This is a genomic window from Halomonas sp. (genome assembly GCF_052095695.1).
Taxonomy (GTDB): Bacteria; Pseudomonadota; Gammaproteobacteria; order Pseudomonadales; family Halomonadaceae; genus Vreelandella.
Window position 1 is genome coordinate 1 of sequence record NZ_JBQDLQ010000018.1, and the last position, 21,437, is coordinate 21,437.

General features: G+C 54.5%; 19 protein-coding genes. 7 read left to right on the forward strand and 12 right to left on the reverse strand.

Annotated elements, in window-relative coordinates:
- The first annotated feature begins 241 nt into the window (after nucleotides 1-241).
- Nucleotides 242-1,429: an MFS transporter gene (locus ACTH5D_RS05470; protein WP_441669209.1), complete on the forward strand. Its 1,188-nt coding sequence runs from the start codon at nucleotides 242-244 to the stop codon at nucleotides 1,427-1,429.
- A 23-nt stretch (nucleotides 1,430-1,452) separates the two neighbouring features.
- On the opposite strand, the gene ACTH5D_RS05475 is transcribed toward ACTH5D_RS05470, so the two are convergent.
- Nucleotides 1,453-2,235, reverse strand: coding sequence for a TSUP family transporter (locus ACTH5D_RS05475; RefSeq protein WP_441669135.1), 783 nt, complete (start codon nucleotides 2,233-2,235; stop codon nucleotides 1,453-1,455).
- A gap of 388 nt (nucleotides 2,236-2,623) precedes the next feature.
- On the opposite strand from ACTH5D_RS05475, the gene ACTH5D_RS05480 reads away from it, so the two are divergent.
- Nucleotides 2,624-3,595 (forward strand): hypothetical protein, encoded by a 972-nt coding sequence (locus tag ACTH5D_RS05480; protein WP_441669137.1) that lies wholly within the window; start codon nucleotides 2,624-2,626, stop codon nucleotides 3,593-3,595.
- 77 nt (nucleotides 3,596-3,672) lie between these two features.
- Here ACTH5D_RS05480 and ACTH5D_RS05485 read toward each other — a convergent pair whose 3' ends face one another.
- The 9 genes from ACTH5D_RS05485 to ACTH5D_RS05525 all read right to left on the reverse strand — a co-directional run bounded on the left by ACTH5D_RS05485 (nucleotide 3,673) and on the right by ACTH5D_RS05525 (nucleotide 13,323).
- Nucleotides 3,673-5,436: a peptidase M14 gene (locus tag ACTH5D_RS05485; RefSeq protein WP_441669139.1), complete on the reverse strand. Its 1,764-nt coding sequence runs from the start codon at nucleotides 5,434-5,436 to the stop codon at nucleotides 3,673-3,675.
- Entirely contained in the window at nucleotides 5,433-6,287 is an 855-nt protein-coding gene (locus ACTH5D_RS05490; RefSeq protein WP_441669141.1) for an ABC transporter permease, read from the reverse strand. Before ACTH5D_RS05490 ends, ACTH5D_RS05485 begins: the two co-directional genes overlap by 4 nt.
- A gap of 2 nt (nucleotides 6,288-6,289) precedes the next feature.
- On the reverse strand, nucleotides 6,290-7,213 hold the full coding sequence (locus tag ACTH5D_RS05495; RefSeq protein ID WP_441669143.1) for an ABC transporter permease: 924 nt from the start codon (nucleotides 7,211-7,213) through the stop codon (nucleotides 6,290-6,292).
- 97 nt (nucleotides 7,214-7,310) lie between these two features.
- The gene (locus tag ACTH5D_RS05500) at nucleotides 7,311-8,840 is read right to left on the reverse strand and encodes an ABC transporter substrate-binding protein (protein ID WP_441669211.1); all 1,530 of its coding nucleotides are present in this window, start codon (nucleotides 8,838-8,840) and stop codon (nucleotides 7,311-7,313) included.
- Nucleotides 8,841-8,954: 114 nt separating this feature from the next.
- A complete protein-coding gene (locus tag ACTH5D_RS05505) occupies nucleotides 8,955-10,811 on the reverse strand; it encodes an ABC transporter ATP-binding protein (protein WP_441669145.1) in 1,857 nt (618 codons plus the stop codon).
- Between the two features lie 263 nt (nucleotides 10,812-11,074).
- The gene (locus tag ACTH5D_RS05510) at nucleotides 11,075-11,410 is read right to left on the reverse strand and encodes a hypothetical protein (protein WP_441669147.1); all 336 of its coding nucleotides are present in this window, start codon (nucleotides 11,408-11,410) and stop codon (nucleotides 11,075-11,077) included.
- Nucleotides 11,411-11,501: 91 nt separating this feature from the next.
- Nucleotides 11,502-12,548 carry a histone deacetylase family protein gene (locus ACTH5D_RS05515; protein ID WP_441669149.1) on the reverse strand — a complete coding sequence of 349 codons (1,047 nt, stop codon included), beginning with the start codon at nucleotides 12,546-12,548 and terminating at the stop codon, nucleotides 11,502-11,504.
- Nucleotides 12,549-12,557: 9 nt separating this feature from the next.
- Nucleotides 12,558-12,857 (reverse strand): GIY-YIG nuclease family protein, encoded by a 300-nt coding sequence (locus tag ACTH5D_RS05520; RefSeq protein WP_441669151.1) that lies wholly within the window; start codon nucleotides 12,855-12,857, stop codon nucleotides 12,558-12,560.
- Complete coding sequence (locus ACTH5D_RS05525; protein ID WP_441669153.1) at nucleotides 12,850-13,323, reverse strand: YchJ family protein; 474 nt, start codon at nucleotides 13,321-13,323, stop codon at nucleotides 12,850-12,852. The genes ACTH5D_RS05520 and ACTH5D_RS05525 overlap by 8 nt, the downstream gene beginning before the upstream one ends.
- A gap of 186 nt (nucleotides 13,324-13,509) precedes the next feature.
- Between ACTH5D_RS05525 and ACTH5D_RS05530 the strand changes: the two genes are divergently transcribed.
- Nucleotides 13,510-13,821, forward strand: a complete 312-nt coding sequence (locus tag ACTH5D_RS05530) for a hypothetical protein (RefSeq protein ID WP_441669155.1) — start codon at nucleotides 13,510-13,512, stop codon at nucleotides 13,819-13,821.
- A gap of 89 nt (nucleotides 13,822-13,910) precedes the next feature.
- Here the strand turns inward: ACTH5D_RS05530 and argE are convergent, their stop codons facing one another.
- On the reverse strand, nucleotides 13,911-15,074 hold the full coding sequence (gene argE / locus ACTH5D_RS05535; protein WP_441669157.1) for an acetylornithine deacetylase: 1,164 nt from the start codon (nucleotides 15,072-15,074) through the stop codon (nucleotides 13,911-13,913).
- Nucleotides 15,075-15,280: 206 nt separating this feature from the next.
- Between argE and ugpB the strand changes: the two genes are divergently transcribed.
- The 4 genes from ugpB to ACTH5D_RS05555 all read left to right on the forward strand — a co-directional run bounded on the left by ugpB (nucleotide 15,281) and on the right by ACTH5D_RS05555 (nucleotide 19,605).
- Nucleotides 15,281-16,609: a sn-glycerol-3-phosphate ABC transporter substrate-binding protein UgpB gene (ugpB, locus tag ACTH5D_RS05540; RefSeq protein WP_441669159.1), complete on the forward strand. Its 1,329-nt coding sequence runs from the start codon at nucleotides 15,281-15,283 to the stop codon at nucleotides 16,607-16,609.
- Nucleotides 16,610-16,768: 159 nt separating this feature from the next.
- Complete coding sequence (gene ugpA / locus ACTH5D_RS05545) at nucleotides 16,769-17,653, forward strand: sn-glycerol-3-phosphate ABC transporter permease UgpA (protein WP_441669161.1); 885 nt, start codon at nucleotides 16,769-16,771, stop codon at nucleotides 17,651-17,653.
- Between the two features lie 49 nt (nucleotides 17,654-17,702).
- The gene (gene ugpE / locus ACTH5D_RS05550; protein WP_441669163.1) at nucleotides 17,703-18,551 is read left to right on the forward strand and encodes a sn-glycerol-3-phosphate ABC transporter permease UgpE; all 849 of its coding nucleotides are present in this window, start codon (nucleotides 17,703-17,705) and stop codon (nucleotides 18,549-18,551) included.
- Nucleotide 18,552: 1 nt separating this feature from the next.
- Nucleotides 18,553-19,605: a sn-glycerol-3-phosphate import ATP-binding protein UgpC gene (locus tag ACTH5D_RS05555; protein ID WP_441669165.1), complete on the forward strand. Its 1,053-nt coding sequence runs from the start codon at nucleotides 18,553-18,555 to the stop codon at nucleotides 19,603-19,605.
- Nucleotides 19,606-19,618: 13 nt separating this feature from the next.
- Here ACTH5D_RS05555 and ACTH5D_RS05560 read toward each other — a convergent pair whose 3' ends face one another.
- Nucleotides 19,619-21,262, reverse strand: coding sequence for a bifunctional metallophosphatase/5'-nucleotidase (locus tag ACTH5D_RS05560; RefSeq protein ID WP_441669167.1), 1,644 nt, complete (start codon nucleotides 21,260-21,262; stop codon nucleotides 19,619-19,621).
- Nucleotides 21,263-21,437 lie beyond the last annotated feature (175 nt).

Below are 21,437 nucleotides of genomic sequence, written 5' to 3' on the forward strand. Positions count from 1 at the left end.
GCGCTGCCTTCGGGAGGCAGAGGTCGTAGGTTCGAATCCTGCTATTCCGACCAAAGAATTCAGTAAAAACGGCCACTTAGCTAACACAGCAATTGGCCGTTTTTTGTTGGATAATCATTGAGCCTTCAGCCATGACGGCTAGCCTTTACACCTTGATGCCGGGTTCACCCCAGGCGATAACTAGCCTGCTAATAAACATGCTAAGATCAGCGCTTCGCTTTAAACGCTCTTCCCTCTCTTGATGTGGAAAAAGACTATTAGCTCCTTAACGCATATTAAAGCCGTGCTGCTGTTTGCCAGCACCATGACGGTGATGTCGGGCGCAATCATTGCACCAGCACTACCGGGAATCAGCCGTCATTTTCCTGACCAGCCTCAGGTGTTGATCCAGCTAATTCTGACTATTCCAGCGCTGATGATTACGCTGTTTAGCCCGCTCATGGGCTATCTTGCCGATCGGTTTGGGCGCAAGAAACTGCTGCTGATGATGCTGTTTATCTATGGTTTTGCAGGGGTTGCGGGCTTTTTTATCGATCGCGTAGATTTACTCTTAAGTTCACGGGCCTTAATGGGCATAGCGGTAGCAGGCATTCTCAGTATCAGCACCACCCTGGTGGGCGATTATTTTGATGGCCACGAGCGCGTGCGCTTTCTGGGGCTGCAGAGTAGCTGCATGGCGCTGGGCGGGGTAGTTTTCATTAATCTGGGTGGAATACTTTCCGATTGGAGCTGGCGCGGGCCGTTTCTACTTTATCTAACCGGGGTTCTGCTGCTGCCATACGCATTGGCGGTTCTACAGGAGCCCAAAAATGCGGGCATCACCCGCAGTGGTATAAGCGATGCGCCTGTCACCGTGGACTATTGGCGTACTGGGCTGGCTTATTTTATCGCCATGATAAGTATGATGATGTTTTACATGTTTCCCGCCCAGTTGCCCTTTTTGCTTTCTCAGTCAGGCGAAACCAGCGGTTTACTAATTGGTATTGCGCTTTCCACGGCCGCTCTTACGGCCAGTATCGTTGCCTTTGGCTATGGTTACTACAAGCCCTTCTTATCGGTCATGACGATTTATATCTTAGGCTTCTTGCTGGCAGCCGCCGGATTTTTGGTGGTGGGATTAACCACAAGCTATGCCCTGGCGATCGTCGGTGCGGCTATTTCCGGCCTGGGGCTGGGCGCTTTTATGCCCAATACCACCACCTGGCTAATGCGCATTACGCCTCAGCGGGTGCGCGGCCGAGTGTTTGGCGGCTTTACCTCGACCTTCTTTTTCGGACAGTTTGTGTCGCCGGTCGTGGTCGCCCTCGCGTTGATTTGGCTCGATTCCTTGCGCAATGTTTACACCGCCATGGCGGTACTTTGCTGCCTGTTCGCAGTCGCCCTGCTGATACTCAGCAACACCTATTTACGCGCCGACAGCCAGCTTTAGGCAGCGGCGCTTAAAGGCCTAGGCTACGCTGGCGGATGTACCAGCCCCACCACGCTAACCAGCAGTAATACCCCACCCAGAATGCGAAAGAACAGGCCCGTATCCGCTTTAAGCATATAGCGATGGGCCTTCTCGCCCAGAAGATGGCCAAGAAAAGCGCAGGGCAGCAGCCACAGCTGATGGATTAGCTGAAGGTCTACGCCTGCAATCAGGAACGAGACCATCTTGATGACTACCAGGATAAACCACAGCACAAACATGGTATCCCGTAGCTGCTCTTTGGCCACATGAGTGGCAAACACCGCCACAATCAGCGGTGCACCAATCAACGAGGTGCCGCTAACGTACCCGCCGAGCGCCAGCAGTACGTAATCAACGTATTTATTTTTGCTTTTGAACGGTTTGTTTAGCAAATAGCCAATGGCATAGATAATCACAATGCCGAAAATAATACTGGTCATCACCTTAGCGGGTAGCGTCAGCAGCCCTATCACGCCAATGAGTTTAGGGATGATCATGATTTTCAAGGCTTTGAAAAGATAGCCCCAGTCAATATTGCTTTCTGCGCTTGAGGCCCCCAGCCCTTCTTTTTGCAGTTGGCGATGCCCGTTCCACGCAATCCAGCTGGAAAAAATCATCAGATGAATAGCGATAATCGGCAGAAAGACGAGCGGCTCGTTCACCACTAATAGCAGAAAGGGCAGCGCCAGCACCGCGCCGCCAAAGCCTAGGCTGGTTCTCACAAAACCGCTCCAGGCGAAAACCAACCCGATAAGAAAATACTGGTACCAGAATAAATCGGTCATTGGCTCGCTTACTGGTCTTTATAAGTGAAAGTAATTGCTCAACGCACACGCTTTTCAGTGTTGCCTTAGTAGGGCCTTTCCTGAGGAGTCTCAGGCCATAAAGCAGCCCAATCCTCAGCCCTTTAAAGATTAAAGAAAACAAAACAAAAATAACAACTCTTATCGTCACATCCTTTGCTATCTTGAAAATGTATGAGGGCGTCAATAGGATCAACCACGAATACGGCTTATTTCAACGGAAGACGAGTCGCCGCCCACAAGCGCCGACTTACTGAAGGGCACCTTAGTAAGTGCTCGATAAAAGGAGTAGACCATGTCAGAAACCACTATTGGATCGTTTCGCGAGTCAATCGACCGCGTGTCATAGGGAAGCGTCATTGCTGGTGTGGTGACCGTCCTTGCCCTTTCTGCTCTGCTATCACTCCTTGGGACGGCGATCGGTTCTAGCGTGATTGACCCGATGTCCGACAACCCCTTTGATGGGCTGGGTACTGCCTTTGGCATCTCTTCTGCCGCTTTCTTGATCGCAAGCTTTGCCGCAGGTGGTTTTGTGGCTGGCCGCTTGGCCAATAGTAACGGTTTCATACACGGATTTTTGAGCTGGGCAACCGCAACCATTCTGTCTTTTGCGCTGATAGGCTTCGCTGCTGGTCAAGTAGCATCGAGTGGCGCTAGCGCTATTGGCTCGATTTTATCAGGTGCCGGTCAGGTAACGAGGAGCGTTGCGCAAGGCATCGGCAGTGCAACATCGTCACTTGGCGCACAGTTGAGCGAGAATTTCGACTTCGATCCAGGCACTGACTCACCGCTGGATGACCAGAACATTCGTAATCAGGTTAACCAGATACTGCGCGACACCGGCGCTGAGTCACTGCAGCCAGAGCACCTACGTAACCAAGCTCAAGATGCCGTCGGCGATATTCAAACAGCCGTTAGGAGCCTTGCCAATAACCCTATGGAGTACGAAGCCATTCTCAATGAGCTGCTTGAAAAACAGCGCACTCGGCTTGAAAACATCCAGCAGGACGTAGACCGCGATGCACTGGTCAATGCCTTAACAAACAATACGGATATGACCCAGCCCGAAGCTGAAAACTTCGTTGATGAGTCCATGGCGCGCCTTGATTCAGGTATTAATGAGCTTGAGCGTCAAATCGACCGCTTAGAATCCCGCATTCAGCAGGCTCAAGAAGAACTTGCCCAGGCAGAGCAATCGCTGCGTGAAACCGCCGAGAACGCCACCGAGAGCATCCGCAACTCGGCTCTGATGATCTTCATTGCCATGGTTATCGCGGCACTGATCAGCAGCGCTGCCGGTTTTGCGGGTAGCAAAACGCAAACTAAACGCCGCATCGCTTAAGCTAAGCAAAACGCCCGGCGATTGGGGTTAGTGCCAATCGCCGGGCGCTTCAATGTCATCCCGCCTTCTGCTAGTGCTTAGTCGTTCAATGCGAGTGCCTGGAAGGCCTTATAGGCCGCCACAACCGTTGCCATTTGGGCGGTATGCGCTTGCACAAACGCATCGCCGGTTACGGTCTCGTCAGGATATTCGGTAATCAGCATTAATGGTGTTAACTGATCAGCATCTTCCGACATGAGATAAGGAAAGCCATTCAGCACCGGAAACGTGAGCGCGCCCGCATGGGTTTCAAACAGCGCGATTTGCGTGGCATTAAGCTCGACAAGCCCCGGCACTTGCGCAAGCGCCTGAGTAACGGCTTCGACTAATTGCATCGCTGCCATTTCCCACCCTGGCTGGTGGCGAAGAATCAAAAAGAATCCCTTAGGAATCGTCCACATTTCAAAGCCACGGGGCACGTAGCCCGTTAATGGTCGCGTCCATTCATGAGCAGGATAGCCATGCAGATTAACATGCAGCCCGGCACTGCTGGCCGCAAAAGCCTGTTCGCGAATGGCATGTTCGAAAGGCTGGCCTAGCGGCTGACTCTGCAGATCATTACCGAAAGCGGTATAGCGCGCGGCATGATGCATATGACGCGGCTGCGTAGCGATGAGTCGATTCTGTAGAGCGTAGCCGTCGGGATTCTCTAAAGGAGAAATAACAAAGTGTGCCTGCGGTTGCGCGCCAAGCTGCTCAGCCGCACGCAATGCCCCGACAACACCCGATGTTTCGTTGGCGTGCTGCCCAGCACTGATCATCACAGCACGGTCGCTGCCGACGACATAGCGCGCTTCTACCGCTCTGCCCGCACGAGTACTTGCATACAGCGCTTGGCCGCTCAGCGCAGCCAATGTCTGCTTGACCTGCTCAGTGCTAATAGCCTGCGAAGCCGTATCTAGCGCCACGGCAGCACGTGGCGATGGCGATGAGTCCAAGGGCCGTAAGCTCACTCGCAAGTAGGCAGTTTCACCTTGGGTCGACACTTCCGGCACAATCTGGCCCGGTTGAATCGAACGATCTCCCAATGCTAAGCCCGCTTGACGCTGAAAATACTCCAAAGTAGAAAAATACAGCTCTTCGTGGAGCGCTTCGCTGAGGCTAATATGCTCATCGTCCCACGCCAAGCGGCGGTCGCTGCTGGGTAAATGCACCGTGAAATTGAGCTCTTCGAAGTACGGCGATGCGCTCTGCCACCGCGCTGACGCTAGCGTCGACATCGCCGCCAGATAGAGCGCTTCGTAATCTGTCTCAATCACCGATTCGCTCATTTCGCCCTGAGGCGAGGTTAGCCGCAGCCAACCGCAGGGTGAATACTGGTCCTCGCCAACATGATCTTGATGATATCGGTTGGGCGCGGCAACATGATACGTTTCCTGATTACCTGAGCTGCGTTCCACCTTAACGCTGTAGTGGGCCGCCGGTGTCTCAACGCCCTCCCAGCGTAACGTAACGTCTTGTGGAAGCAGTGCGGCAAGCGGATAAGCTTCTAGCAGAAACCGACGCGGCAAGTGCTCCAACACCGGATACTCAATCACCAGTGACGTCAGTGACACCCAGCTAAGCTCTTCCAAAAAGAAATGCGCTAGCGGCTTGTAGGCACTGCGTAGACAAGCGCTGACCCCGGCCGCTTTGAAAGCAGCCTGTGTACGTTGGCGCTCGGCTTCATCATCAAACACCCAGGCCTCTAGGCGATATCCTTGATAGGCTGGCGTGGCGTATGTTTCCAGCAAGGTACGCGTGGTGCGTGGAAAAGAGCGCTCAAGTAGCGTCGTTACCTGGGTGCTATTGGTCTTATTCATAAAGAGGTGCGTCCGGTGGGATCAAGCGCATCGCGCAGCCAGTCGCCGAGCAAGTTAAGCCCTAGCACGGTTAACAAAATCGCTAGGCCAGGAAACACGCTAACCCACCACGCCGTTTGCAGATAAGTCCGCCCTTCCGCCAACATGCCGCCCCAGCTAGGAATGACGGGGTCTACGCCTAGTCCTAAAAAGGTCAGGCTGCTTTCCAACAAAATGTTATTCGCCACGTTGAGGGTCATCAGCACGATGACGGGGCCAATCAAATTGGGCAGCAAATGTTGGAAGAGAATGCGGATATCTTTTACCCCGATCGCTTTGGCCGCCAGGATAAACTCGCGATCTCGTAGCGAAAGTACCGACCCCCGAACTAGACGCGCGTACTGCACCCACTGGGAAATAATCAGCAAGATGATCATGTTGGCCAGGCCACCACCAATCACCGCAATAAAGGTAATCGCCAATAGAATGAAAGGCAGCGCGAGCTGTACATCGGCAAAGCGCATGACAATCATGTCTATAAATCCGCCATAGTAGCCGGATATTAAGCCCATAATAATGCCGATAACTACCGCACCGAGTGCAGAGTACACACCGACTTTCAGCGAGATTTCTCCGCCGATAATGACCCGAGCCAGTACATCCCGACCTAGCGGGTCCGTGCCGAAGGGAAAGCCAGCTTCTGTTAACGGCGGCGTTAAGCGATAGGCTAAATTTAACTCCGAGCCGCCGCCCGGAAACAACCAGCCAGAGAAAATAACCGCCAAGCCAATACCACCAAATAGCAGCACACCGAGAATAAACTCTAGGTTTTTAAAACGTCTTAATTTATCGGTTTTGAGAGCAGCCATCATGGTTATTCCTTACGTACCCTAGGGTCGACCAAGCCATAAGCGATATCAACGATTAGGTTGATAGAGATGATCATTAACGAGAGCACCGTAATAACGCCTTGTAAGACGGGATAGTCACGCGACGACACCGCTTCGAATGCTAGCGTGCCCAGCCCCGGCCAGTTAAAGACTCGCTCGACCACGACAATACCGCCCAGCAGCCCGCCAAACTGCAAACCGAAATAAGTAATCAACGGGATAGAGCAGTTGCGTAGCGCATGCTTGTAGAGCACCACGTTATTAGAAAGCCCTTTGGCACGCGCCACCATAATGTATTGTGAGCGCAGCGTATCCAGCATGGTCGTTCGCACTAGTCGTACGTTAGTAGCGGTCAAAATGATCGCCATAGTGGCAGCGGGCATAATAAAGCTAGCGATCCCCTCCATACCGCTGGGCGGCAGTAGATTGAAGGTAATCGAGAAGAGCAGCACAAGCATGATAGCTAGCCAAAAGTTAGGAAAAGAGAGCCCTATCAGGGAAAGAATCCTAATCATTTGATCCGGCCACTTGCCTCGCGATACTGCCGCTTTAATGCCTAACGGAATAGAGATCACTATAGACAACAGCAGTGAAACGAAGGCTAACGCGAGGGTCGCAGGTAAAGCACGCCCAATGAGGTCACTTACCGGGGCACCACCCATAAAGCTGCGGCCAAAATCGCCCACTAATAAGCCACGCAAGAACTCCAGATACTGCGCCAGGAAAGATTGATTCAAGCCTAATGCTTCACGAATTCTTACCAGGTCTGCCTCGGTGATACTGCCCGCGCCTTGCGCTAGCATCACCGCCGGGTCGCCGGTAAGCCGAATCGCAAAAGACACGATTAGCGTAACGGCAATCACCACGAAAATAGCCTGCAGTATTCGATATAAAAGAAACTTTGCCACTATGACCTCTTTGCTCTTAAGCGCGTATCGCCGTTAGATGAAGTGCCTGCTGTCACGCACCTGGCCGCTCTTTCAAGCGGCCAGGTTGCGTCACATTTCAGTCAGCGACGTCGACATCGGTCAGGCGCATACGGTTATCCGGAGCAGGCTCAAAGTTCTCGACGCGATCGTTCACACCGTACAAGGCATTAATACTGTAAAGCGGCATTTCCAGAGCGCGATCTTGGGTATAGCGTGCAATCGCCTGAAGCAGCGCTTCACGCTCATCCTTGTCTGAAATACTGCGCTGTGCTTCTAGCATTTCATCTAATTCAGGGTCGCTGTCGTAAGGATTCCAGCGCTCGCCGCTGTGGTACATCAAGTAAGCAGTGTTATCGAAATCGAACGTCCAACCACCCCACTTTTGCTGGAACATCTCGCCCGTACGCCCTGCGGGGATAATGTCGTTCAGCAGCACATTGGTTTCATAAGGCTGGATTGAAGCGGTTACGCCTACGGCCTGCAGATAGGAAGCGACGACTTGAGCCACCTCGCCAAAGGTCGCGTCGTTACCTCGCACATCAATCTGCACGGTAGCGCCAGGCTCGATGCCGGCATCATCCAACAGCTGGCGAGCCTGCTGTGGATCATAGGGCAGCGGTTTCATTTCAGGATCATGACCAAACGACTGAGCGCCCTGGAAGCTGGCAATCATCTCGCCTTCGCCAGCTAAAATTGCGTCAATAATAGCCTGGCGGTCGACGGCCATGATTAACGCTTTACGCACGCGCTCATCGGCGGTAATACCTGACTGGGTGTTAAAACGAATCGCTTCCACGGTCGGTGAAGATACGCTGACAATGCTCACACCGTCGTGATTTTGGATCGTATCAATCATACCGATAGGAATAGTCGGAGGGATGACGATATCAACACGCCCTGCCTGCAGCTCAGCGACAGCGGTGGAGGGCTCAGAAATAAAGCGATAGGTTACGTTTTCCAGCTTCGGAGCGCCGCCCCAATGGCCGGCAAAAGCTTCCAGCTGGATATCCTCACGAGGGTTGTACGCCACCACCTTGAAGGGGCCAGTGCCAACGGGATGAGTATTGAAATACTCGTCGCCATGTTCTTCCAGGTAAGCAGGCGGTACGATCATTGCACCGTAACCAGCAAGCTTGGTCAATAACACCGGATCCAGCTCATTGAGATGGAAGTCTACGGTGTAATCATCAATGACTTCTACGCTTTCAATCGCCGTATAGTTAGAACGCTGCGGCCCCCGCGAACCCTCCTCGCCCAGCAAACGATCAAAGGTGAACTTTACCGCCTGCGCATTGAAGGTTTCGCCGTTATGGAAAGTGACGCCTTCGCGCAGCGTGAAACGAATACGGGTGCCGTCATCCAGTTCCTCCCACTTGGTAGCCAAGCCGGGCACCAGCTCCAAATCAGGACCGCGATACGTTAAGCCATCGAAAACATTGGTGGCAACCGATGCCCAATTGACTAGAAAAGTATCGATAGGATCCCAGGTACCAGGGTCTTGGGGTGATGCGATAGTTAACGAACCCGCTTGTGCCGATGCTGAAAAGGCAACGCCTAATGCCAGGCTCGCGATCACGCTATTGAGCACCGTTTTAGTTTTTAGCATGTTAGGTTTTTGCATGAGATTCACTCCTGTTTTTTGTCACCAACCTTGCTAGAAAATGACCAGCAAGGTGCTTTTTTTAGAGCACTATCTGCCGGGCGGTTGCTCAACAGGCAACTAAGATGCCAAACGCGCGTCAGCGTCGGTTTCCTGAGCAACAAAATGACCGGTGCTCACCTGCACTAACGGCACATGCTCAGGCTCATCACCGACCTTGCGGATGGGGCTGAGAATATCGCCTTGTAGCAACACTCGCTCTCGCCGATGGGCAGGGTCCGCCACTGGCACGGCGTTCAAAAGTTTGCGGGTGTAAGAGTGCTGAGGTGTATCGAATACCGCTTGACGCTCACCCAGCTCGACAACTTGGCCTAGGTGCAGAACTGCAACGCGATGGCTCATTTTTTCCACCACCGCCATGTCATGGCTAATGAATAGATAGGCCAAGCCTTCGTCTTGCTGCAACTCCATGAGCAGATGAATAATCTGCGCCTGAATTGACACATCTAGTGCAGACAGCGCTTCGTCCGCAATAATCAGCTTAGGCTTGGATGCCAGCGCGCGCGCGATACAGACTCGCTGCCGCTGGCCACCCGAAAACTCGTGAGGATAGCGATCAGCCTGCTCTGCGCTTAGCCCAACGCGCTCTAACAGTTGATCGACCCGCTGGCGTATCGCTTTTGTACCGTGCAGCAAACCATGGGTGCGGATCGGCTCAGCAATCGAAAAGCCCACCGTTTTGCGTGGATCTAAGGAGGCGAACGGGTCTTGGAAGATGTACTGCACCTCCTGGCGTAGGCGCATTTTTTCGGCGCGCGACATGTCTGCTACCGCCTGACCGTTAAAGCGTATCGTGCCGCTGGTACTTTCTTGCAATTGCTGAATAGTGCGGCCGATAGTCGATTTTCCAGAACCTGACTCACCGACTAGCGCCAGGGTTTCACCAGGGAAAATAGTGAAGCTGACATTTTCTACCGCATGTACTCGATGGCTAATGCCGCCAAAGAAACCCTTACGGATATCAAAGCGAGTCACTAGGTTTTCCACCTCTACCACCGGAGTGGCATCGGTTTTAGCGGTATCCTGCGTTTTGCTTTCACCTCGCGTCACCGCCGCATTCGCCTTAAATTCAACCAAAGGATCCATTCGTGGCAGCGGCTCGCCTCGCATACTCCCCAGCGTTGGCACTGCGGCGAGCAAAGCTTGAGTGTAAGGATGCTGTGGATTGGCAAATATCTCCTCCACTGAGGCTTCCTCGACCTTCTCGCCATGGCGCATGACCACTACTTGATCGGCCATCTCCGCGACTACGCCCATGTCATGCGTAATAAAGATAACCGCCATCCCCAGCTCCTGCTGAAGGTCGCGCATGATGGTAAGAATCTGGGCCTGAATCGTCACGTCCAGTGCCGTGGTAGGCTCATCGGCTACCAGCACCTTGGGTCGGCAAGCTAAAGCCATGGCGATCATTACCCGCTGACGCATGCCGCCCGATAGCTGATGAGGGTAGCGCTTCAGCAGTGCTTCTGCATCGGCCAAACGCACCAACTTAAGCAGCTTGACCGCCTCAGCTTGTGCCGTGGCCTTGGTATGCTTTTCATGTAGGACGAGCACTTCGGTAATTTGGTCACCGATAGTGTAAACCGGGTTCAGCGACGTCATCGGCTCTTGAAAGATCATGGCGATTTCCTTGCCACGTATCTTGCGCATCGCCTTATCGGAAAGCTGCGCGAGGTCTTGCGTTTGATGCCCCTCGGCATCGCGACAAAAATGTATCGAGCCTTGGGTAATCTCAGCGTTCATGTATTCAACTAAACGCATGACGGCAAGTGACGTCACCGACTTTCCTGAACCTGACTCACCGACGATGGCGGTTGTCTTGCCAGGATAAACATCAAAACTTAGATTATTAACAACGCAGTTAGAACCAAAATTCACGCTCAAGGAGCGAACCGATAGCGCGGGTGTCGTTATCACAAGATGCCATGCTCCCTGCTCGTGGGCAGCGTTTTCTTTTGATCAGCGTCAATGTAGGCTGCCCAGAGCGTTCGTAAACCATTAGTCGTATGTAGTAATTACTTCAAACTACTTATATTGTTAAATTTTTGTCAATCTATAATCGTATAGCACGCGCCTATTTATCCCGCCGTTAACACATGGAGATTTCAGTACACGCACAAAAAAACTCCCACTTTGGGAGCTTTAAAGCTGCGTGCCTATACACTTGCATGCACACGAAATTATCCCACCCGGTGCTGCTTGAGAACGCTGAGGCTGCGTTCTTCTTCATTTTGGGGCTGGGAAGGTGCTTGGCGGGTGCCGACCAGCACGTACCATTCCGCTTCGGAAAGGTACGTTTCGCACCAGCGCCCCAGGATAAAGGCGCTCTCTTCGCGGGAGCGCTGGCCACTGCGGTAATCATGGGCCAACAGTAATAAATTCTGCCGGGCAGTGCGTGCGCGGGCATTACCACCGTGTACTTTTATCAGCGGGCAGCGACGATCATAGGCGGCGTTGGTCAAGGCATTGAGCCAACGTTCCAATTCGTGCGCCTGAATTCCACCATACACTGCCACGCTTGAGCTCCCTGCCCCGTTGAAAGGGGCATAGCCTGCCCCATATAAGGCACGCTGTCACTGGTTAACCTTTACCCTTGTTTAGAGGTTGTTACAGACTTTTGTTTAGCGCCTGCTCAAAACCTTGTAACACGTTGACTACATTGACACCGATTGCGTCTACCGCATAGCCCCCTTCCATCAGAAACACGCTGGGTAGGCCTGCTTGAGCTAAGCGTTCACCTAGCAGGGTGAAGTCTGCGCTGCTAAAGGTGAAGGCACTGATCGGGTCACCCTCAAAGATATCGACCCCCAGCGATACGATCAGGCACTCACACTCGGCGGCTTTAATCTGCACTAACGCGTGTTCAAGGGTGGCCATCCAAGTAGCCACACTGGTGCCCGGTGGCAACGGGTAATTGACGTTAAATCCCTCACCCTTACCTTCCCCCTTCTCATCAGCGTAGCCCAAGTAATAGGGGAAGGTGACCTCGGGATCGCCATGCAGCGATATAAACAGCACATCGTCACGGCTATAGAATATCTGCTGGGTGCCGTTGCCGTGGTGAAAATCAACGTCCAGGACCGCAACGCGGCGTTTGCCTGCATCTAGCGCTCGCTGGGCAGCAACCGCGGCATTATTGAAAAAGCAGTAGCCGCCGAACTGATCATAAGCAGCGTGATGGCCGGGCGGTCGACATAGCCCGAAGCTTGGTTCACCGGTTTGCAGGGTATGCTCCACCGCGCCAAGTGCCACATCTTTGCTCGCCATGGCGGCTTCAAAGGTGCCTTCAGAAATCGACGTTTCTGCCGCCAGCGCGTAGTAACCTAGCTGACCACTAATAGAGCGAGGAATGCGATCACCGCGCATGCTGCGCGCCGGCCAGATGTTGGGAATCGCCTCACCTTCGTGTCCTGCCGCTGCCCACTCTTTCCAACAGTTAGCTAAAAACGTGACGTAGTGCTCGTCATGCACTGCCAGTACCGGCGCCAGGCCATAATCGTTGGGCGTGCAAATATCGCCAAGGCCAGATTGACGGAGTTGTTTAAGCACTAGATCAAGGCGTTCAGGGCACTCAAATGGTGTGACCAACGCGCCATCATGTAACTCGGTACGCGCTTGGCGCAAACGGCTTTTTTCTGAGTAAAACGTCAGCATGCAGGCTCCTTAATCGGCATCTAACTGGCACGGCCACTGTTTGGCCCAGCGGCGTTTCTGGCTCGCTGTTTGCTGCTTTAACTGGTATTCAGCCCGGCTGGCGGCGGCGCGATCCTCAAACGGCTCGGCGCCCAATAGCGCAACGGGTGGGTTCGCCCGCGTGTAACGCGCCCCTTTACCCAGGCAATGCGCCCGATAACGCTTCTCTAGGTTATTGGTAATCCCAGTATAGGTGCCTCGCTGGCACTCAAGTAAGTACAGATACCATTGAGTACCGGCTTGCTGAGGCTCAACGATGCCACTATTCACCGCAACACACCTTTAATTTACGCCCGCTACCACATAGACACGGATCATTACGGCGCGGCTTTAAACGCGTTAGCGTGGGCGTGCCATCCACATACCACCAGCGCTGTTCTTCATGCGTAAAGCGAGACACTTCATCAAGCACATGCCAACGGCCATGCTCTCGCCTTTGTTCACAAAAAAAGGCGCGAAAGTGTACGTAACCGACATTCGCAAGCGGCGGCTCGGCGGCCACAATAGTGAGCCCTTTCCACTCGGTATCGGGGTCAGGCGGCAGGCTGCTGGGTCGCGTTGATATGTGCCATGTCGCGAGTAAATAGTCGTTAAGACCTAGCGCAAAGGCGGCATAGCGAGAACGCATCAGTGCTTCAGGCGTAGGCGCCACCTCACCTTGATGATAGCGACCACAGCAGCTATCCAACGTTAAATCGTTACTACAGGGGCACGCTTTAGGGGTCGTTAAGGTCATAACAGGAGCTCTTTCACAACATCACTCATAGCCTAACCGAAAGGTGCTATGCGCGTCGCCCGGCATGTATACGTTTTGTGTCGATATTTCCGCTGGGTTGGGTATATAGTGGTAACGCAAAATATTTAAACGACGGAGTACGAATAACGACCAATCATTCTTTCCAAAATTTTGGAGGTTCTCCCTATGAAGGTCTACAAACCGGAATGGCAGTGCACGTTTAGCGTAAACGAAGGCGCGGAAGAATCAGCCTCTTGGAAAGAGAGAGTCGCATGGCGGCTCAGGGGTGTTGCGGATCGACTGGAAGGCGGTGGGCGCACGGTAAAAATTGACTACCGCGTGACGCCAATGGTTAGCTCCCAAGAAGTAGACACGTGTTTAGGTAAAGGCTTTGAAGTCACTCAGCGTCTGCTAACGCAGTTAGCCCAGCAGCAGGCGTGCGAAGATGTGATGCGTCATGCCAAAGCCGAGCTTTATGAGCAACACTCTCAGCACTGATGCGCTATAAAGATTTTATTTCATGTGTGCTTGAAAACAATCCCACCCCTTTAACAGGGTGGGATTTTTATTATCAGGCAGCGCGCTTGTTAAGCCGGCTGCTCCAGCGCCGTACCCATCTTGGTTAGAAAATCATCGCAGGCTTGCAGCTGTTCTATCTCGACATACTCATCGGGCTGGTGCGCTTGGGCGATGCTGCCAGGGCCGAGGATAATGGTTTGCAAGCCTTGGCCCTGGAACTGCCCGGCCTCGGTGGCGTAAGCCACTGCGTGGTTGCAGCAGGCGGTGGGCAAATGATCTTTCGCCAGACGAAGCACCTGGTCGTTATCGCGATCGGCAAGCCCCGGCACGGTGACGTTAAGGGGCTCGGTGGTAATCTCAACGTGCTTGCCTTTAGCCTGTAGCTCAGCGGTTAACTGTGCACAAAATGTATCGAAACGCTCATAGACCGACTCAAACGTTTCGGTGGGCAAATGGCGGATTTCCCAATCAAACTGGCACTCTCGCGCCATAATATTGATCGCCGTGCCGCCTTTAATTTTTCCTACATGCAGGCTGGTATGCGGCACGTTAAAGGCCTCATCGACGCGTCCTTCTTCGACTAAGGCTGCCATTGTGTCTTCAATAAAGGTGACCAAGCGCGCGGCAACATGAATGGCCGAAGTGCCCTGATTGACCTGACTGCTGTGAGCTTCGCGGCCAATCACCGTGGTGCGTAGGTTGGTAGCGCCCTTCTGTGCCACCACCGGCTGCATGCTGGTGGGCTCGCCAACAATCACGTGGGCCGTAGTGGAGTAGTGCTCGTAGAATCGCTTGATCAGGCTCGGCGCACCCACGCAGCCGATCTCTTCGTCGTAAGAGAACCCCAGATAAATCGGCTGCTGCAACGGCGCTTTCGTCCAAGAGGGCACCATCGACAATACGCAGGCGATAAAGCCTTTCATATCGCAGGTGCCGCGCCCATAAAGGCGCCCATCGCCGCCATCGCGCAGCGTGAACGGGTCACTCGACCACGGCTGTCCGGCTACCGGCACCACGTCAGTGTGTCCAGAAAGCATGACGCCACCCGGTGCATCAGGGCCAATTCTGGCGACCAGGTTAGCTTTGGTGCCACAAGGGCTCAACACGCGCTCAGCGCTAACGCCGTACTCAGCCAAGTAACCTTCAACGTACTCAATTAGCGCTAAATTGGATTCGCTAGAGGTGGTATCAAAGGCGACCAGTTTTTCCAAAAGCGCAATGGTGTCAGACATGAGGTTCTCTTTCTCAAGTGATATGGCGCTAACCCTACCACTCCCACCTTATGAAACCTACTCTGCTTATCTGATGCTGAATTTCATTTCGTATTCACCTCGCATTCATCAAAACGTCATCGTCACTTTCTATTGTTCAGTGCATTCAAAAACCCTAAAAAACGTACTGCACTGCCTGATGAAATTCAGGCTCACAAGGAGCTGTTATGTCTCGTCTTACGTTGCACGCCCTCTCAGTAGGTATCGCAGCGGCAAGCCTTAGCTTGTCGGCTCACGCAGCGACCGAAATAACTTGGTGGCATTCCATGGGCGGCGAACTGGGCGATCGTTTGAGCACGCTGGCCGAGGACTTCAACGCCACCCAGGATGAGTACCGTGTCACGCCCTCCTACCGGGGCGAATACGAACAGACCATGGTCAACACCATTGCCGCCTTCCGCGCAGGCGAGCAGCCGCACCTCGTGCAGATTTACGAGGTAGGCACCGGCACTATGATGGCCGCCCAGGGCGCCATCTACCCGGTGTATGAGCTGATGGAAGAGCATGGCAATACTTTTGACCCGGCCGACTATCTGCCCGTGGTAACCGGTTACTACACCGATACCAACGGCAACATGCTCTCCATGCCGTTCAATTCGTCAACGCCGATTCTTTACTACAACAAAGACGTCTTCGAAGCCGCCGGCCTCGATCCTGAAACGCCGCCTACCACTTGGCAAGAAATGGGTGAGATGGGTCAGCAAATCGTCGATGAGGGCGCAGCGTCCTGTGGCTTCACCATGGCTTACGCGGCCAACTGGGTCGGCCTTGAGAACTTCTCGGCACTGCACAATCAGCCGATTGGCACCCTGGAAAACGGCTTCGGCGGCCTTGAGACCGAGTTTGCCTTTAACGGCGACGTGCAGGCGCGCTTCTGGGATCAGTTGAAAGAGTGGAGCGACAGCGGCGTTTACAGCTATGCAGGTCCAGCGAACGGCCCCGATGCGGCGCCCTCGTTCTACTCCAGCGACTGCGCGATGTACATGAACTCGTCAGCGTCGCGGGCCGACGTGCTGGCCAACTCCGACTTCGACGTGGGTTTTGGCATGCTGCCCTACTATGACGACGTGGACGGTGCGCCGCAGAACTCGATCATCGGCGGCGCGACGCTTTGGGTACTCGCCGGTCATGAAGAAAGCGAGTACACCGGCGTTGCCGAATTCCTTGAGTATCTCTCCTTGCCTGAAGTTCAGGCCGAGTGGCACCAGGGCACCGGCTACCTGCCGATTACTACCGCCGCTTACGAGCTAAGCCAGGAGCAGGGTTACTACGACGAGAACCCGGGCGCGGATATCGCCATCGAGCAGATCAACTTAAACGAGCCGACGGAGAATTCCAAAGGCCTGCGCTTTGGCAACTACCCGCAGGTACGCATGGTTCTGGACGAAGAATTCCAGGCCGTACTGGCAGGCACCAAGAGCGGTCAGCAAGCGTTGGATGATGCGGCACGTCGCGGCAATCAGATCCTGCGCGACTTTGAGTCGGCGAACAAATAACCCCACGTTGCACGCACTAGAAACCCCGGCTTTTATAGCCGGGGTTTGTTATAGGAGCCATCCCATACGCACTGATCACCGGAGCCTATGGGATGGCTTACTTCCTGGCCGCTGTCCACAGCGGCCAGCCGCACCAACGATAGCAAGACAGGATGTGCCATGCAGACCAAACGCTCCACCTATCAAAATCGGTGGCTCCCTTTTTTACTCTTGGCACCGCAATTAGCGATCACGCTGGTGTTTTTTATCTGGCCGGCAAGCCAGGCGGTCAAATCAAGCTTTGAGCGTACTGATGCGTTCGGTTTCAAGACAACGTTTGTCGGCTTGGAGAACTACGCGCGCATCCTGGCGGATCCCAGCTATCTGAATGCGCTGGGGCGCACTGCAATATTTGCCGCCTCGGTTACCGTTCTCTCCATGGGGCTGGCGCTGTTACTCGCCGTTTGTGTCAACCGCGTGCTGAAAAGCGCCAAGTTCTACACCACGCTGCTGGTCTGGCCTTACGCCGTCGCCCCGGTGGTTGCCGGGGTGCTGTGGTGGTTTCTATTCAACCCCACCATCGGCCTTTTACCGCATCTGCTCGACTGGTTCGGTATCAGCTGGAACCACCGTGTTTCGGGCACTCAGGCGATGATATTGATCACTATCGCCGCCGCCTGGAAGCAGATCTCCTACAACTTTCTGTTTTTCCTGGCCGGACTGCAATCGGTGCCGCAGTCGCTGATGGAGGCAGCGGCCATTGACGGCGCGGGGCCCTTCAAGCGCTTCTGGACCATCGTGCTCCCGCTGCTCTCGCCCACTACCTTCTTTTTGCTGATCATCAACATCAACTACGTGATGTTCGATACCTTCGGCGTGATCGATGCCACCACTGCCGGCGGGCCAGGCCAAGCCACCATGACGCTGGTCTACAAGGTCTACACCGACGGTGTGGCGGGGCTGAATATCGGTTCTTCCTCCGCGCAGTCGGTGCTGCTGATGGGCATCGTGATCATTCTGACGTTTATCCAGTTCCGGTACGTCGAACGCCGGGTCAACTACTAGCACTTACGTCTATTTACTTGGTCGAGCATGCACATGGCTGGATATAAATATGGTTGAAAACAGACCCTTTCTGAATATTTTGACCCACCTGGTGCTGATCGCTGGCGTGTTGGTCGTGGCGTTTCCGGTGTACGTGGCGTTTATTGCCTCAACTCACGAATCCAGCGCCTTCGTGCGCGGCGTGCTGCCGCTACTGCCCGGTGACAATATGTGGGCCTCCTATAAACAGATGCTGGGTTCGGGCTGGCAGGTGGGCGGCACGCCGCCGGTCTGGCTGATGCTGGGCAACTCGCTGATCATGGCGCTGACGATTGCGATCGGCAAGATCAGTATTTCGATTCTCTCTGCCTTTGCGATCGTCTATTTCCGCTTTAGGTTTCGCATGCTGGCATTCTGGATCATTTTCATCACGCTGATGCTGCCGGTGGAGGTGCGCATTATTCCCACCTACGCCGTGGTGGCTAACCTGGGCATGCTCAACTCCTACGCGGGCTTGACGCTGCCACTGATTGCCTCGGCAACGGCCACCTTCCTGTTCCGCCAGTTCTTCATGACCGTGCCTGAAGAGCTGATGGAAGCCAGCCGGGTGGACGGCGCCGGGCCGATGAAATTCTTCAAGGACATTCTGCTTCCGGTATCGATCACCAATATCGCCGCGTTGTTCGTGATCATGTTCATCTACGGCTGGGTGCAGTACCTGTGGCCACTGCTGGTCACCACCGATGAAGACTTCTACACCATCGTATTGGGTATCAAGCGCCTGATGGCCTCGTCCGACCGGGTGCCCGCCTGGAACCTGATCATGGCAACGCTCACGCTTGCCATGCTGCCACCGGTATTAGTGGTGCTGTTTATGCAAAAAATGTTCGTGAAAGGCCTGACCGAGACGGAGAAATAACATGGCTAGCATTACCTTGGAAGGGCTCAAAAAGACTTACGCCGGTAACGTGCAAGCAGTAAAAGGCATCGACCTTGCGATCGAAGACGGCGAGTTCGTGGTGCTGGTAGGGCCGTCAGGCTGCGGTAAATCTACGCTGTTACGTATGGTGGCCGGGCTTGAAACGATTACCGACGGCACGCTCAAGATTGGCGAGCGTGTGGTCAACACGTTAGAGCCCGCCGAGCGGGATATCGCCATGGTGTTCCAGAACTACGCGCTCTACCCGCATATGACGGTATACAACAACCTCGCTTATGGTCTGAAAAACCGCGGCTTTAAAAAAGACGAGATTGATCAGCGCGTGCGTGTTGCCGCTAAGATGCTCGAGATCGAAGATTTTCTGGAGCGCAAGCCGCGCAAGCTCTCCGGCGGCCAGCGTCAGCGGGTAGCCATGGGCCGGGCGCTGGTGCGCGAACCGTCGGCGTTTCTATTCGATGAGCCACTCTCCAATCTGGATGCCAAACTGCGCGTGCAGATGCGTGTGGAAATCAAGCAGCTACAGCGGCGCTTGAAAACCACCAGCCTCTACGTGACCCACGACCAGTTGGAAGCCATGACGCTAGGTGACCGTTTAGTCGTTTTGAATGCCGGGCGGATTGAGCAAGTCGGCACGCCAATGGAAATTTATGTGAGACCGGCGACCCTATTCGTTGCGGGATTTATCGGCTCCCCCGCCATGAACATGCTGCCGGTGAACTATCTAATGGAAAAGGGCGCCAGCGGCCTGCTTGATGACCTGCCAGAGGGCACCGATATCGTCGGCATTCGTCCTGATGATATGCACTTAATACCCCCTGCCACGCCCCACTTAATCGTCGAATCAACCCTTGCGCTATTTGAAGCCGCCGGTGCCGAAAGCCACCTGTACGTGACGCTTGCCGGAAGCGACCAGCCCATCGTCATTCGCGTTTCAGGCCAGCCGCCGGTCGCCGAAGGTGAGACACTGCGATTTTTTGTAATCCGCGACGCCCTGCATCCTTTCAACAGCGAAACCGGCCTGCGCACGGGATAGTGCGGCTGCTCGCCTACTGGCGGGCGATATCCACAATGCGCCCTTCCACCGCAGGCGCGAGTTCCTGCTGCGTCACCATATAGTCACGTAGCATCTCCCAGTCGGTATTACCAACGATGGTGCTGCGTTCGTCATCATAGGCGGCCTCGAGCGCAACATGGTTATCGCCGCCGGCGGCGGTGAAGTTGTTGGTGGCGATGGTGTAGATACGCGCCGGGTCAACGTCTTGAAGTTCGCCATTTTCAGTCACTTTCAGGCTCACCACGCGCTCGCCAAAGGGTTCGCGGCTGTCATATTCCACCTGGGTGCCGCGGGATATCTGCAAGAAGGCGCCGCTCTCCTCAGGCGCGCCCGCCAAGGCTATCTCAAAGGTTTCCAGAAGCTCGGCGCCGGTCACGTTCATCAGGGTCAATCGGTTACCGAAAGGCTGTACTGCGATCAGCGCGCCGACGGCGATGTCGCCCTCGGCAATCGGTTCGCGAATACCGCCGCCGTTTTGCAGCGCCAGCACGGTATCCGGATTCACCCGGCGGGCGGCCGCAAGCTGGCCATCGGCAATCAGGTTACCCAGCGCGGTTTCATTGGCACGCACGCTCGTTTCATCGCCATTGCCGTGGCGCGGGTTGGGAAGCGGTGTATTCAGATGAGCGCCCACTTGGGTATCGCGCACTTCTTCGATTCGAGCGGTGTAAGGCTCGAGCATCTCAAGCGCTTGAACGTCAGGCTCGAAATTCTCTGCCGCCAGCAGTTCACCGCTGGCATCGAGCACCACGCCGCCGTCATCGAAGGTAACCTGCATCACGCCCAAGTACTTGCCGTACTCGTTCGCCTGGCCGATCACCGTGGGCGCTTTAGGCTCGCCCAGGGCGTTCTCGGCCACCGTGACGGGCGATTCCAGGCGCGTATGGCTGTGCCCACCGATGATCACGTCCACGCCTTCCACGTGCTGGGCGAGCAACAGGTCGTTACCCACGCTGGGGTCGCTGTCATAGCCTAGGTGGGTCAACGCGACGATCTTGTTCACGCCTTGGGCTTCAAATGCCGCCACCATCGTCTCGGCCGCTTCGCGGTAGTCGCCAATGGTGACGTTACCGGGGCTCGAAACGGTCTCGCTTGACTGCGTGCTCAGCCCGAAGATACCGATGCGCTCGCCGCCCTGCTCGACCACGATGCCGTCATACAGATGCCCCGGCTTAGGTTTAAGTTCAGGCTCGACGCTGATCGACTCCCCCAGCAGCTCGGCAAATTCCGGTGCGGCGGAGAAATCCAGGTTCGCGCCCACAATCGGGAAGTCGGCGGCTTCGAACAGCGCCGCCAGCGCCTGGTGGCCCTGCTCGGGATCGTTCAGGTCGAACTCATGGTTGCCAGGCACAAAGGCGTCATAGCCCATCAGGTTCATGAACGCGACGGCGTCCTGGCCCCGGTATTCGTTAAAATAGAGCGTGCCGGAGAAGATATCCCCGGCGTCCAGCAAGAGCCCGTCACCGAAGCGTTCGCGGGCTTCAGCTAGGGCGGTGATCAGTTGAGGGTAGCTGTCGGTACGCCCGTGAAGGTCGTTGGTGTGAAAGATCGTCAGTGTATAGCTATCGGCAAAGACGGGGGCCGCGGTAATAAACAGCGCTGTCCCTAGCGTAAAACGATATCGACAAAAATTCATGTCTGCGGGCTCCTGTTATTTAAAATTTTTTATATATTAGCAAAGAAATAGCGCTTCCTTTAAATAAATATTCGGACATACTAAAAACCGGTGTGAAAGCATCCACACCGGTAAAGATCGAAACATGCGAGCTAACTACGAGCAAAGAACTTAAGCAACACTAGTGCAAAAAAAC